The organism is Kitasatospora sp. NPDC004272 (assembly GCF_053603035.1).
Genome location: NZ_JBSGET010000009.1, coordinates 48,765 through 62,812, shown reverse-complemented (window position 1 = coordinate 62,812; position 14,048 = coordinate 48,765). Strand labels below are relative to the sequence as shown.

At 74.7% G+C, this 14,048-nt stretch carries 8 protein-coding genes; 5 read left to right on the top strand and 3 right to left on the bottom strand.

Features of this window, described 5'->3' with window-relative positions; translation table 11 throughout:
* Positions 1 to 95 precede the first annotated feature (95 nt).
* Positions 96 to 2,108 (bottom strand): sigma-70 family RNA polymerase sigma factor, encoded by a 2,013-nt coding sequence (locus tag ACWEO5_RS05165; protein ID WP_452160277.1) that lies wholly within the window; start codon positions 2,106 to 2,108, stop codon positions 96 to 98.
* Between the two features lie 211 nt (positions 2,109 to 2,319).
* On the opposite strand from ACWEO5_RS05165, the gene ACWEO5_RS05160 reads away from it, so the two are divergent.
* The 3 genes from ACWEO5_RS05160 to ACWEO5_RS05150 all read left to right on the top strand — a co-directional run bounded on the left by ACWEO5_RS05160 (position 2,320) and on the right by ACWEO5_RS05150 (position 6,455).
* Complete coding sequence (locus tag ACWEO5_RS05160) at positions 2,320 to 2,625, top strand: hypothetical protein (RefSeq protein ID WP_452160275.1); 306 nt, start codon at positions 2,320 to 2,322, stop codon at positions 2,623 to 2,625.
* Between the two features lie 438 nt (positions 2,626 to 3,063).
* Complete coding sequence (locus ACWEO5_RS05155) at positions 3,064 to 4,689, top strand: ABC-F family ATP-binding cassette domain-containing protein (RefSeq protein WP_452160273.1); 1,626 nt, start codon at positions 3,064 to 3,066, stop codon at positions 4,687 to 4,689.
* A complete protein-coding gene (locus tag ACWEO5_RS05150) occupies positions 4,686 to 6,455 on the top strand; it encodes an ABC-F family ATP-binding cassette domain-containing protein (protein WP_452160271.1) in 1,770 nt (589 codons plus the stop codon). Before ACWEO5_RS05155 ends, ACWEO5_RS05150 begins: the two co-directional genes overlap by 4 nt.
* Before the next feature lie 172 nt (positions 6,456 to 6,627).
* Here ACWEO5_RS05150 and ACWEO5_RS05145 read toward each other — a convergent pair whose 3' ends face one another.
* A complete protein-coding gene (locus tag ACWEO5_RS05145; protein WP_452160269.1) occupies positions 6,628 to 9,216 on the bottom strand; it encodes a discoidin domain-containing protein in 2,589 nt (862 codons plus the stop codon).
* A gap of 1,192 nt (positions 9,217 to 10,408) precedes the next feature.
* Between ACWEO5_RS05145 and ACWEO5_RS05140 the strand changes: the two genes are divergently transcribed.
* Positions 10,409 to 10,879: a cation:proton antiporter regulatory subunit gene (locus tag ACWEO5_RS05140; protein ID WP_452160267.1), complete on the top strand. Its 471-nt coding sequence runs from the start codon at positions 10,409 to 10,411 to the stop codon at positions 10,877 to 10,879.
* A 433-nt stretch (positions 10,880 to 11,312) separates the two neighbouring features.
* On the top strand, positions 11,313 to 12,530 hold the full coding sequence (locus ACWEO5_RS05135) for a cation:proton antiporter (RefSeq protein WP_452160265.1): 1,218 nt from the start codon (positions 11,313 to 11,315) through the stop codon (positions 12,528 to 12,530).
* 388 nt (positions 12,531 to 12,918) lie between these two features.
* Here ACWEO5_RS05135 and ACWEO5_RS05130 read toward each other — a convergent pair whose 3' ends face one another.
* Entirely contained in the window at positions 12,919 to 13,932 is a 1,014-nt protein-coding gene (locus ACWEO5_RS05130) for an NAD-dependent epimerase/dehydratase family protein (RefSeq protein WP_452160263.1), read from the bottom strand.
* Between the last annotated feature and the right edge of the window lie 116 nt (positions 13,933 to 14,048).

The following is a 14,048-nucleotide window of genomic DNA, read 5'->3' as shown; positions in this document are numbered from 1 at the left end:
CCGCTGAGCCGCTGAGCTGTTGAGCCGCTGCCGATCGATCGCCGATCGACCGCCGGGCGCCGCATGCGGTGCCCGGCGGTCGGTGTTCCGGCCGGTCAGCGGGCGGCCTGGTAGGCGCGTCCGGCGGCGGTCGCGGTGGTGCCGTTCGTGAACAGGCCGCTGCTGGGCTTCGCCGGGTCCGCGCCGAGGCCGAACCAGGCGTAGCGCTGGAGGTAGGGCAGCGCGTCGAGGGCCGCGGTGGAGGCGGTGACGAAGGCGGCCTGCTGGTCGGCGGTCGGGAAGCGGGTGCCCTGGGAGAAGTCGATCAGGGCGTACTCGGTGAGCCAGATCGGCTTGTGGTAGCGCTGGTGCACGGCCTCCAGGTAGGAGGTCAGCTGCTGGACGGCCTGCGGGGTGCGGAAGTCGCCGCCGTACCAGTGCAGCGTGATGAAGTCGACCCGGTAGCCCTTGGCGGCGGCGCCGGTCATGAAGCGGTCCAGCCAGCCGCCGGCGGTGTCCGCCCCGTACGCCACCGCCGGGCTGCCGAGCGTCTGCCCGGCCTGCATCAGCTTCGGCCACAGGTCGAGCGCCTGGTCGACCGTCATGTTGGACTGCGCGGCCATGTCAGGCTCGTTGAACCCGAGCAGGTAGGGGCCGTTGGCGCGGGCCTGGGCGAGCGCGCCGTCGGTGACGGAGGCCGCGCCCCAGATCATCGGGACGAAGGACGCCGAGGCGGGCGTCTCGATGCCGGGGTGCTGGGGCGCCCAGGTGTAGTACCAGCCGGCCCCGGAGGCGGCGAGCGCCTGGCTCACCCCGTCGAAGGACCACACGCCGACGCCCTTGCGCGCGGAGCCGGCGATCCCGGCCTGCGGCGCGGCCGCACCGGCGGCGGGCTTGGCGGAGGTGGCGGCGGCGGACGGCGCGGGGGTGGAAGGGGTGGCGGCGGAGACGGACGGGGACGGGGACTCCGGGGCGGACGGCGAGGGCGAGGGGCTGTCCGGGAGCGCCGGGGCCGCCGCGCCGGCGACCGTGGGCGGGGCGGCGACGGCGGCGGACGGGGCGGCGACGGTGGCGGTGGACGGGTCGTCGTGCCGACCGGGCGTCAGCTCGGCCCCGACCAGGACGGCCACCGCCACCAGCGCCACCGCCGCGCCGCCGAGCACCGGCCGGGGCAGGCCGGTGCGCGGCCGCCGGTGGCCGGAGCGCCGGCCGGCCCGGCGCCCGCCGGAGGGGGTTCCGGTGCCGGAGGCGTCGGTGGACGGTGCCCCGCCCGGCCTCCCGTCCGCTCCCCCGTCCGCTCCCCCGCCCGGGGTGGCGGAGCCCAGCGCGCCGAGGATCCGGGCCGGGTCGAGGGTCGGCGGGACGGCCAGCAGCGGCAGGCCGTAGAGCAGCCGCTCGGCGGGCAGCAGACCGCGCTGGGCGCCGGAGCAGCGTTCGCAGTCGCGCAGGTGCCGGGCCAGGCGCTTGCGCCACAGCGGGGTGGGTGCGCCGTCCCAGCCCGCGGCGGCCGCGTCCAGTCCGGGGCAGCGCGGGTCGGCGGCCAGGGCGCGGACCACCAGCCGGGAGGTTTCGAGCTGCTTCTTCATCCGGCCGGTGCGGACGGCGGCGTGGCCGGAGCTGAGGCCGAGCGCGGAGACCAGTTCGGCCTGGTCGAGTTCGCCGGTCTCCTTGAGCCACCACAGGGCGAGCAGTTCGCGGTCGTCGGGGTCGAGCCAGCGGGTGGCCTCGGCGATCTCGCGGCGCTGTTCGGTCAGGCCCAGGCGCAGGATGGTCAGGCCCGCGAAGTCCAGTGCGGGGTCGGGTATCGCCTCGGCGTCCTCCAGCCGGGCGGACCGGTCGAGGGCGGCGGCCCGGTCCTGCTGGCGGGTGCGCACCTGCCGGACGGCGATGGCCACCAGCCAGGACCGGAAGGCGGTGGGGTCCCGCAGGTCGGACAGCCCTCGGACCATGCGCAACAGCGTCTCCTGTACGACGTCGTCGGTGTCGGCGTGGCCGTTCAGCGCCCGGCCGACGATGTTGTAGACCAGCGGGAGGCTCTCGGCCACCAGGTGTTCGAGCGCCCGCCGGTCGCCGGCGCGCGCCGCCGTGACCGTCCCGGCATCGGGTCCACTGCGTCTGGTGTGCGGCATGGGTGCGTTCCTCTACGTGGGGTGCGGCGGCGTTCTCCGTCCTCGGAGACCGTCCGCGGGTGCGCCCGCCAACAGAAATTCCCCGGCCGCGGATTTTTTTCGGTCCGCGGTGAGATTTCTGTTATCCGGCGGGTCCGGCGGGGTCTCCGAGGTGACGCACCCGCAGGAGCGCCGCACGCGCGCCCGGAGGAGACCGGAGGGAAGGCCCAGGATGGCACGAGGACACCGCCGGTCCGGCGCGGGGCCGGGGTCGAGGTCCCGGCGGCACCGCTGGTGGTACCTGGTGGCCTCGGTGCTGGTGACGGTCGGCACCGTCCTGGTCGCCTACCGCACCGGACCCCCGCCGCACCCGGGGCCGACCCCGCCGGCGCCGTCGACGGCCCGGCCCCAGGAGCAGGCGCAGCCGGTCGGTGCGCCGCCGCTCCCGTCCGGCTCCGGGTCCGCCGCGGCGGGCGGGCGGCCGCTCGCCCCAGCCGGGGCCCGGCAGCCGCTCGCCCCGGCCGACCGCGTCACCTGAACCCGGCGGACGGGCGGCCCCCACCGTCCGTCCGCCTCCGGCCCTGCCGGTCCGGGCCCCACCCCGGCACCCCCACCCGGACCGGCAGGGTGTCCGTCGGGCACCGCGCCCTTCCCCCCTGCACGGGGCGCGGTGCCCGGCCCTTCGGCGCGCACCCGCCCCGCTGGTGCGTCCAGTGGTCCGGTCGGGCGGCCTGTTAGAGTCGGAGGGTCCGGAGCGGCGCAGCAGGTGCGCGCGCGAGGTGCGAAAGAGGGACAGCTGTGGCGGGTGACGACGACATCTCCGGGTGAGACCCGGTTCTGACGGCCACCGGGCCGGCGCACAGGAGCGCTGCCGGAGTGGTCCGTTTCGTCGTCCCCTTTTTCCCCTCCACTTCCCGCCCGGGCGGCGGCAGTTCACCACGCCCCGCTGCCCCCTCGCACTCTTCGAGGTCCCGCCGTGTCCGACGTCGCCGTCGTCTGTTCCCACCTGTCCTTCTCCTGGCCGGACGACACTCCGGTCTTCCACGACCTGTCGTTCAGCCTGCCGCCGGGCCGCACCGGCCTGGTCGCGCCGAACGGCTCCGGCAAGTCCACCCTGCTGCGGTTGATCGCCGGTGAACTGAGGCCCACCGCCGGGTCGTTGACGGTCTCCGGCACGCTCGGCCACCTGCCGCAGGACCTCCCGCTGACGGCGGGGCTGACCGTCGCCGAGGTGCTCGGCGTCGACGCCGTGATCCGGGCGCTGGACGCCGTCGAGTCGGGGGACGTCGCCGAGGAGCACTTCGCGGTGATCGGCGACGACTGGGACGTCGAGGAGCGCACCCGCGCCCAGCTCGACCGCCTCGGCCTGGGCGCCCTGGCGCTGGACCGCCGGCTGGGCACGCTCAGCGGCGGCCAGGTGGTCTCGCTCGGCCTGGCCGCCCAACTGCTGCGCCGCCCGGACGTGTTGCTGCTGGACGAGCCGACCAACAACCTGGACGTGGCGGCCCGGCACCGGCTGTACGAGGTGCTCGCCGACTTCCACGGCTCGCTGCTGCTGGTCAGCCACGACCGCGCGCTACTGGACCGGATGGAGCGGATCGCCGAGCTGGACGGCGGCGAACTGCGGCTGTACGGGGGTGACTTCACCGCGTACCAGGAGGCGGTGCAGGCCGAGCGGGAGGTCGCCGAGCGCAACGTCCGCAGTGCCGAGCAGCAACTGAAGCGGGAGAAGCGCGAGTTGCAGCAGGCCCGGGAGCGGGCCGACCGGCGGGCGAGCAACGCGGCGCGGAACCTGAAGAGCGCCGGCCTGCCGAAGATCTTCGCGGGCACCATGAAGCGCGGCGCGCAGGAGTCGGCGGGCCGCTCCGGCCAGGTGCACGCGGCGCGGGTGGACGAGGCGCGGGCCCGGCTGGACGAGGCGGGGCGGGCGGTGCGCGAGGAGCAGCGGCTGAGCCTGGAACTGCCGGACACCCTCGTCCCGGCGGGGCGGACGCTGCTGCACGGCGAGGGCCTGCGGGCCGAGCCGGGCGGCGTGCCGGTGTTCGGGCCCGCCGGGGTGGACCTGATCGTGCGGGGGCCGGAGCGGATCGCGCTGACCGGCGCGAACGGCGCCGGGAAGAGCACCCTGCTGCGCCTGATCAGCGGCGAACTACCGTTGATCGGAGGGGAGTTGCGGCACGGCGAGGGCCGGGTGGCGTACCTGTCGCAGCGGCTGGACCTGCTGGACGACGGGCTGTCGGTGGCGGAGAACTTCGCCCGCTTCGCGCCGGAGCGACCGGAGGCGGAGCGGATGAACCTGCTGGCCCGGTTCCTGTTCCGGGGCGCGGGCGCGCACCTGCCGGTGCGGGTGCTGTCCGGCGGCGAGCGGCTGCGGGCCACGCTGGCGTGCGTGCTGTGCGCGGAGCCCGCGCCGCACCTGCTGCTGCTGGACGAGCCGACCAACAACCTGGACCTGGTGGGCGTGGGCCAGTTGGAGAGCGCGCTGAACGCCTACCGGGGCGCGTTCGTGGTAGTCAGCCACGACGAGCGGTTCCTGGAGGGCATCGGGGTGCAGCGCCGACTGCTGCTGGCGGACGGGCAGTTGACGGAGGTGGCGGCGTGACGGCGCTGATCGCCCAGGACGTGGTGCGCGTCCTGGGCGGCCGCCGGGTGCTGGACGGGCTGTCGCTGACCGCCGCGCCCGGCCGCCGGATCGGCCTGATCGGCGAGAACGGCTGCGGCAAGTCGACGCTGCTGCGGGTGCTGGCCGGGGTGGACGAGCCGGACGCCGGGAGCGTCACCCGGCCCGCCGATCTGGGCTTCCTGCACCAGGAGTTGCCGTTCGAGGCGGACGCCACGCTCGCCTCGGTGCTGGCCGACGCGCTGCGCGAGGCCCGCACCGACCTGGCCGAACTGGAGCGCCTGGGAGCCGAGTTGGCCGCCCTCCCGGACCAGCACCCGTCCCTGCCCGACCTGTTGGCGCAGTACGGGCAGCTCCTGGAGCAGGCCGAGGCCCGCGACGCCTGGGACGCCGACCGCCGGGCCGCCCTGGCCCTGGAGGGCCTCGGCCTGTCCGCGCTCGCCCCGGAGCGCACCCTCGGTTCGCTCTCCGGCGGCCAGCGCGGCCGGCTGGCGCTGGCCGCGCTGCTGGTGCGCCGCCCCGCGGCGGTGCTGCTGGACGAGCCGACCAACCACCTGGACGACGCCGCGGCCGCCTTCCTGGAGGCCCAACTGCTGTCCCTGCCGGGCGCGGTGGTAGTGGCCAGCCACGACCGGGCGTTCCTGGAGGCGGTCTGCACCGACCTGGTCGACCTGGACCCGGCCGCGGACGGCCCGGTCCGCTTCGGCGGCGGCTACCTGGCCTACCTGTCCGCGAAGCGGGCCGCCCGGGAGCGCTGGGAGCGCCGGTGGGCCGAGGAGCAGCAGGAGGCGGAGCGGCTGCGGCACTCGGCGGGGGTGACCGCGCACCGGGTGGCGCCGGACCGGGGGCGCACCGACAACGAGAAGATGGGGTACGGCCACCGGGCGGGCCGGGTGCAGCAGCAGGTGTCCCGGCGGGTGCGCGACGCGTCCCGCCGGCTGGCGGAGCTGGAGCGCACCCGGGTCGCCGAGCCGCCCGTCCCGCTCCGTTTCACCCCGCCCGCCGCCGAGCCGCCCGCCGCCGAGCCGGGTCCGGGAACGGCCACGGTCCCGGGTCCGGGAACGACTCCGGCCTCGGACCCGGGAACGACTCCGGTCTCGGATTCGGGAAGGGCCCCGGCCCCGGACCCGGTCTCGGGAACGGCCCCCGGGGCCACCCCGTCCCCCGGCCCGCTGGTCGCGCTGCACGAGGTGCGGGTCCCGGGCCGGCTGGCCCCGACCACGCTGGAACTCGCGGACGGGGACCGGTTGTTGGTGACCGGCGGCAACGGGACGGGCAAGTCGACGCTGCTGGCGGTGCTGGCCGGGCGGCTGGCGGCGGCGGGCGGGGTGCGGCGGCGGCCGGGCCTGACGGTGGGCCTGCTCACCCAGGACACCGCGTTCGCCCGTCCGGAGCGCACCGCCCGGGACACCTACCGGCTGGCGCTGGGCCCGGAGACGGCGGAGCGGGTACCGCTGTCGGCGCTCGGCCTGCTGGCGGCGGCCGACCTGGACCGCCCGGTGGGCGCCCTGTCGGTGGGCCAGCGCCGCCGCCTGGCGCTGGCCCTGCTGGTCGCCCGCCCGCCCCGGTTGCTGCTGCTGGACGAGCCGACCAACCACCTCTCGCCGCTGCTGTGCGACGAGTTGGAGGAGGCGATCGGCGCCGGCGGCCCGGGCGCGGTGGTGCTGGCGGGGCACGACCGCTGGCTGCGCCGCCGCTGGCGGGGCCGGGAGTTGGCGCTGGCCGGTGCGGACGTCGCGGAGCGCTGACCCGGCGGAGCGCTGACCCGGCGGAGCGCTGACCCGACCGCGGAATGACACACGGCGGCGACCACCGCCCCCCGGCCCGGGGAGGGTGGCCGCCGCTGTGTGTCAGGTACTGTCCGGCTGCCGGGGTGTCAGGTGCTCCCCGGCTGCCGGGCGCTGCCCGGACTGCCTGCCGTTACGGGTAGGAGACCAGGTTCGAGGGGACGGTCCCGGTGCCCGAGGTGCCGGCGCCGGTGTTGTTGACCACGTGCAGGAACTGGCCGTTGCCGCCGAGCGAGTTGACCAGGACGTCGTGCAGCTTGACGCCCGCGGTGTCCGGGACCTCGAAGCCGTGGTCCACCACGATGGTCGGGTCGACGTTGAAGTAGCAGTAGCTGCCCAGGCCCCAGCCCTCGTGGGTGGTGACGTTGTTCTCGACCTTGTAGGCGGCGTAGCCCTTGGTGGTGCCGTTCTGGATCGCGGCCTGGTTGGGGGCGTCGTAGGCGATCTCGTTCTGGAAGAAGATCGTCTTGCCGCCGTTGCCCTTCCACCACACGTTGTACTTGTTGAAGTGCTCGACGAACAGGCCGGTGGCCAGGACGTCGTTGCCGTTCACGACGAAGCCGTAGTCGGAGCGGTTGCTCTCCCAGCCGACGCCCGCGCCGTGGTCGGCGCGCCAGATCCAGGTGTGGTCGACGATGGTGTTGTTGCTGTTGATCAGCATGCCGTTGGTGGCCTTGCCGGCGGTGACGCCGCCCACCCGGACGAAGACGTCCTGGATGACGATCGGGTCGGCCGCGTGGTTGGCGCCCGGGGTGTCGTTGCCGACCTGGAGCAGGGCCTGGGAGTTGGTGGTGCCGGCGTCCAGCAGCAGGCCGGAGACCTTGACGCCGTCGACGTCGGCGACCTTGATCGCGGTCACGCCGTTGTCCGGGATGACGGTGGCGAGGCCGAGGCCGAGCACCACGGTGTCCGGGCGGGTGATGTTGATGCTCTGGTCGACGTGGTAGACGCCGGGGGTGAAGAGCAGGTTGAGGCCCTGGGCCAGCGCCTGGTTGATGCCGGCGGCGGTCGCGCCGTCCTTCACCACGTAGAACTGGCTGAGCGGCAGCGAGGTGCCCTGCGGGGTGCCGCTGCCCCAGGAGACGCCGCGGGCGTTGGTGCGCTTGGCGGGCACGAACACCTTGTAGTCGTTGCCGTCCAGGTACAGGAACGGCTTCTCCTGCGAGGTCGGCGTGGTGTCGAGCGTGGTGTACGGCGGGTTCGGGAAGCCCTGGGCGGGGGCGCCCTGGACGCCGGAGAAGGTCTGGTTCCACACGCCGTTGGAGAACCCGCCGATGGAGCTGTCGCGGGTGTACCACTGCTGCTGCGAGTAGTTGCCGACCTGGCCGTCGATCTTCGAGTCGGCGATGTAGCCGCCCGAGGCCCAGCCGTAGCTGGCGGGGGCCAGGTTGAGGCCGCCCTCGACGTGCATCCGGCGGAACGGCGCGGCCTGCGAGACGGCCCAGCGGTCGGTGCCGCTGACCGGCTTGAGGTGCAGGTTCTCGGCGGAGCGCCAGAAATTCTGGGTGGCGTTGCCGTTGAACCAGCCCGCGTCGACGGTGACGTCGCCGTTGAAGGTGGTGTCGTCCGGGTTCAGGCCCAGGCCCGCGATCGAGGTGTAGAAGCCGATCTGGGCGTTGATGTTGTTGTACGTGCCCGGCTTGAACAGCAGCGCGTAGCGGTCGCTGCCGAACTGGTTCGACTCCTGCTTGGCGAAGACCGCGTCGACCTTGGCCTGGATGTTCGGCGTGGACGGGTCGAAGACCAGCACGTTCGGGCCGAGGTCGCCGCCGCCCTGCACCGGCGGGGTGGTGGAGCCGCCGCTGCCGGTGTGGACGCCCATCTCCCACAGCGAGTAGCCGTAGCCGGTGCCGCGCTGGGTGCCGTACATCCGCACGTAGCGGCCGGAGCCGGAGACGTTCAGCGTCTCGTTGCCGCCGGCGCCGGTGGTGGTGGAGTAGATCGTCGCCCAGGTGGTGCCGTCGTTGGACGCCTGGATCTGGTACGCCTTGCCGTAGGCGGCCTCCCACTTGAGGTCGACCTTGCACAGCTGCTGCACCGAGCCGAGGTCGACCTGGAGCCACTGCGGGTCGGCGGCGGCCGAGGCCCAGCGGGTGCCGGTGTTGCCGTCGACCGCGGAGGACGCCGGGGTGCCGCCGTTCTCGGTGGAGGACGCGGTGGCGGTCTTGCCCTGCGCGGCGTTGTCGGTGGAGCAGCCCGAGGTGGGCGGGGTGCTGGTGCCGCCCGAGGGGGTGCCGGTGGGGGTGCCGCCCAGGGTGCCGAAGACCTGGAACTCCCAGAGGGAGTAGCCGTAGCCGGTGGCGCGGCTGATGCCGTTCATCCGGACGTAGCGGCCGGAGCCGTTGACGTTCAGGACCTCGGTGCCGCCGGCGCCGGTGGTGGTGGAGTAGATCGTCGTCCAGGTGGTGCCGTCGTTCGACGTCTGGATCTGGTAGGCCTTGCCGTAGGCGGCCTCCCAGCTCAGCTGCACCTTGCTGATGGTGGAGGCGGAGCCGAGGTCGACCTGCAGCCACTGCTGGTCGGAGGCCGCGGAGGACCAGCGGGTGCCGAGGTTGCCGTCGACGGCGGCGGTGGCCGGGGTACCACCGTTCTCGGTCGACGAGGCGGTGACCGCCTTGCCCTGGGAGATCAGCGAGTCCGCGGCCTGCGCGGAGCCCGGGATCATCGTGACGACACCCGCGACCAAGGCCGCGGCGGCGAGTACGGCAGGCGTCCGGCGCATGGGGGCACCGGAAGGGGGAGGGGCGAGCCGCATGGCTCCTCCTGCTGTGAGCGGTGGGTGGGGTGGGAAAACAACGGAGAGCGCTCTCCGGGCGGAGTCTCGGGGCAGGAAGCACCGGGCGTCAAGTCGCACGTGGGGACGACTTGAAACCTCGGCTTCACCTGGGGGAAACGCCGCCGCATCAGGTTAGTTCATGGCGAGAGAAAAGTAGAGACCCTGACGACGACATCTCAATTTCGTTGGACCCGACTCGGAGAGCGCTCTCCCAAAAGGGCGGCGAGCTGGGGTTCCGGGGCGACACGGACCCACCCTCGGGGCCGGGCCGGGCGCCCGACGGACCGTCGGGTTCCGGCTCCGGAACCCGGGGCGGCTACGGTAGGGCCCGCCGCTCCCGCACGCCAGCGTCCGCGCCGCCCGGCTGACGATCGGCCAAGTACCTTCACCGGGGGGACCCGTGAACCGGCCCGCCACCCGCCGGGGCGTCGGCCGCCGGACCACCGACCGCCGGACCACCGACCGCCGGAGCGCCCTGCTCGGTGCCGTCCCGCTCCTCCCGCTGGTGGCCGCGCTGACCACCGGGACGCCCGCCGGAGCCGCCGCCGAGGCCGGCCTCGCCCGGACCACCCCGCGCCCGCACACCACCCGCCACCCGGACGCCCCCGACCCCGCCCGACCCCACCCGCCGCACCGCACCGCACCGCGCCTGCCGACCCCACCACCCCCACCCACCCCGCGCCCACCGGCACGGCGACCGCGACACCCGCACCGAAACAGGCACCGGAACGGGCTCGGGCGTCGGTACGGGCACGAGCGCCTCCCCGAGCCCGTGGCCGTCGCCGCCGCGGCCGTCCTCCCCCGCCCCCACCCCGTCGGCGGCCCTGCCGCCGGGCACCGCCGCGCCCGGTCCAGGGGCTTCGCCGGCGCCTGACCGACCCTCCGGACGCGCCTTCAACTTCCTTGCCGAACAGGTGAGTTGCCTGCAGCACCGGGCCCGCGACCACCCCCCGGCCGCGGGCCCGCCGCCCGCCCGGACCGCGCGGGCGATCACACCGACGTGGGAAATGTCACCCGCTTGGTGATGTCTTTACCTTCGATTGACCTTTCGGCCGTGGGCCCCTCTCTGAAAAGGTGGTACGAGCCAACCACGTCGCCTGCCGCCGCCCCGGAGGGATCCCCCGTGCCCGTCTCACGCATGCAATCGACCCCGCTGCCCGGCATCGGCGTGCAGTACGACCTGACCACCCGGGAGCGCCAGCACGTCTCGGTGATCGCCCACCGGGACGGCACCCGGACCCTGAACACCTACCGCCGCGAGGACCCGGACGCCTGCGCGCACTCGCTGCACCTGACGGAGGGTGAGTCGGCCGCGCTGGTGGACGCGCTGACCCCGTCCCACCACAGCCCGAACGTCCTGCACACCTCCGGCCTCGGCCTGGTCGCCGAACGGGTCGAACTGTCCGGCTCGTCGTACTGGAACGGGCGGCCCCTGGGCGAGACCCGGATGCGCACCGACACCGGGGTCTCCCTGGTCGCCGTCCTGCGCCGCACCGGGGCCGTCCCCTCCCCCGCCCCGGACTTCCGGCTGGCCGGCGGGGACACCCTGATCCTGATCGGCACCCGCGAAGGCGTGGACGCCGCCGCCGCCATCCTCGGCCGAAAGTGACCTCCTCCCCGCACCGAACCGCGGGGATTCCGGCCGCACCCGCGGGGTGCGGCCCGCGCCCCGGCCCCGGAACCCGCCGCGGGTGACCCGCGGCCGACCCACCGCCCGGCCCGCCCGCCGCACGCACCGCCGGCGCGTCGTCACGCACCACCCGAGCACGCCCCAGCACACCCGAGCACGCCCCAGCACGCCCCAGCACGCCCGAGCACACCCCAGCGCACCCGGACGTCCGCACCGGACAGGACCGCTGACCAGCCGTCGGACACCACGACAGGAGCACCGGAGATGCACCCGACGAACCCACCGAGAGCCACCCGCGACGACCTGAGCCCGAACCGCCGAAAACCAGCCCGCCGCCCCGCGGCCACGCGTCAAGCATCCACTCCGTCCGGCCCGCCAGGCCGGGGCGTCCTGACAGAGAAAAGGTGAACGCTTGCACACCGCCACGATCTTCATCGAACTCGGTGCGATCATCCTCACCCTGGGGCTGCTCGGCCGCATAGGTTCCCGGTACGGTCTCTCCCCCATCCCGCTCTACCTGCTCGGCGGCCTCGCGTTCGGCCACGGCGGCCTGCTACCGCTCAGCGCCAGCGAGGAGTTCGTCGCCACCGGTGCCGAGATCGGCGTGATCCTGCTGCTGCTGATGCTCGGGCTGGAGTACACCGCGGCCGACCTGGTCACCAACCTGAAGAGCCAGTACCCGGCCGGGCTCGTCGACTTCGCCTTCAACGCGCTGCCCGGTGCGGCGATGGCCCTGCTGCTCGGCTGGGGTCCGGTCGCCGCCGTCGTACTGGCGGGCGTCACCTGGATCTCCTCCTCCGGCGTGATCGCCAAGGTGCTCGGCGACCTGGGGCGGCTCGGCAACCGGGAGACCCCGGTGATCCTGAGCATCCTGGTCCTGGAGGACCTGGCGATGGCCGTCTACCTGCCGATCCTCACCGCGCTGCTGGCCGGCGCCGGCCTGCTGGTCGGCAGCGTCACCCTCGCCATCGCCCTGGCCACCGCGGGCCTGGTGCTCTTCGTCGCGCTCCGGTACGGACGGCTGATCTCGCGCTTCGTCTCGCACGACGACCCGGAGAAGCTGCTGCTAGTGGTGCTCGGCCTGACCCTGCTGGTGGCCGGCATCGCGCAGAAGCTCCAGGTCTCGGCCGCCGTCGGCGCGTTCCTGGTCGGCATCGCGCTGTCCGGCGAGGCCGCGGAGGGCGCGCACACCCTGCTGAGTCCGCTGCGCGACCTGTTCGCCGCCGTCTTCTTCGTCTTCTTCGGCCTGAACACCAACCCCGCCAGCATCCCGCCGGTGCTGCTGCCCGCCCTGGCGCTGGCCGTGGTCACCGCCCTCACCAAGATCGCCACCGGCTACTGGGCCGCCCGCCGGGCCGGCATCGCCGCGAAGGGCCGCTGGCGGGCCGGCGGCGCGCTGGTCGCCCGCGGCGAGTTCTCCATCGTCATCGCCGGACTCGCGGTGACCGCAGGCGTCGAACCCTCCCTCGGCCCGTTGGCCACCGCGTACGTCCTGCTGCTCGTCATCATCGGCCCGCTGGCCGCCCGTTGGACCGAGCCGATCGCCTCCCGGCTGGAACGCCGCGGCCACGACGACGCCGCGGCGGCCGAACCGCGCACCCTCCCCGAGGAACCCGGCGTCCGCGTCTGACGCCTCCTCTCCCCCACCCCCCGACCGCCCGCGGACCTCACCCCGCCACATCGACGGCGGCGAGGTCGGCGGGCCGCCGGCCGCAGGTCGAGGGCGGACGGGGTACCGGGCTGCCGGGGGGAGCGAGCAGGCGGTGCCGCACCGGAGCGACCGGGACGGGCCGGCGAAGGGCTCACCCCCAGGTGGCGCAGCACCGAAGCACCCGAGCGGGCGTCCACCAGGTCGAACCCGTCCCGGTCGCGCACCACCGCCCCCGGAAGCCGTCGGCGCCAGGTCCACGGTCCGGAACAGTTCGTGACGACCGCTCATCCCCGCACCCCGGGACGCGCCGGGCGGGGCCCGGGCCGCTCGTCGTCCTCGGCCCGGGCCCGCCCGGCTCAGTGGCGGGTCAGGTCAGCTCGTCCAGCAGCCGCCGCTCCGCCTCCGCCGTGAGCCCCTCCGCGCCGGGGGCCGGGCCGCCGCGCGCGTTGTCCCAGGCCAGGGTGTCGGCGATGGTCTCGGCGAGCGGACGGTAGGTCAGCCCGGCGGCCAGCGCGCGGGAGACGTCCACCCGGTTGATCGCCGCGCACTCGGGCCCGGCGATCCACATCGGCACGCCCATCCACGGGTCGACCCCGGCCCGCAGCAGCCGCTCGCTGCCGACCCAGACCGGCTCCGCGGCCGGGTTCACCACCGCCCGGCAGGCGGCGAAGAACTCGCCGAACGGCAGGGTGCGCCCGGTCACGTGGTAGGTGCCGGCGCGCTGCCGCTCGACGCAGCCCAGGACCCACCCGGCCAGGTCGCGGGCGTCGATGAACTGGGCGGCGTCGTCCGGCCCGCCCGGCAGCAGCACCCGGCCGCCCCGTTGGAAGCGCCGCGGCCAGTACGGGAAGCGGTCGGTCGAGTCGTACGGTCCGACGATCATGCCGGGACGGACCACACAGGCCAGCTCCCCGCAGGCGTCCAGCACGATCCGCTCGCAGGCCGCCTTGCGCGCGCCGTAGAGCTGGTGCGGCGCCAACTCGCCGTCCAGATCGAGCAGTTCGCCGCTCTCGTCCTGCACGGTGGCCTGGTCCGCCAGCACCGACAGCGAGGAGACGAAGACGTACCGGCCCACCCGCCCGGCCAGCGCCGCCACCGAACGGCGCACCACCTCCGGGTGGTAGCCCGCCACGTCGACCACGGCGTCCCAGCGCCGCCCGTCGAGCGCGGACAGGTCGACCGTCCGGTCACCGACCACGGTCTCGACGCCCGCGGCGTCGGCGAAGAGCGCGGGCGCCGTCAGCCCGCGGTTGAACAGCGTCACCCGGTGCCCCGCGGCCACCGCGGCCTCGACGAGGGTGCGGCCGACGAAACGCGTGCCGCCCAGCACGAGCAGGCTCAGCGGACGGGACGGGGGACGAGAGGAAGTACTGCTCTGCATGATGGTGGTGAACTCCGGATTCGTGAAGCGGCCCGGACCGCCGGCGGCAGAAGCCCGCTCAGTCGGCGACCCGGTTCGGGACGTGACGGAACCCGCTCCCGGCAACCATCACCCCC

Excerpts from the sequence above, each read along its gene's own strand:
- ACWEO5_RS05130 (WP_452160263.1), bottom strand. The coding sequence starts at position 13,932 with ATGCAGAGCAGTACTTCCTCTCGTCCCCCGTCCCGTCCGCTGAGCCTG.
- ACWEO5_RS05145 (WP_452160269.1), bottom strand. The coding sequence starts at position 9,216 with ATGCGCCGGACGCCTGCCGTACTCGCCGCCGCGGCCTTGGTCGCGGGT.
- ACWEO5_RS05160 (WP_452160275.1), top strand. The coding sequence starts at position 2,320 with ATGGCACGAGGACACCGCCGGTCCGGCGCGGGGCCGGGGTCGAGGTCC.
- ACWEO5_RS05165 (WP_452160277.1), bottom strand. The coding sequence starts at position 2,108 with ATGCCGCACACCAGACGCAGTGGACCCGATGCCGGGACGGTCACGGCG.
- ACWEO5_RS05140 (WP_452160267.1), top strand. The coding sequence starts at position 10,409 with ATGCAATCGACCCCGCTGCCCGGCATCGGCGTGCAGTACGACCTGACC.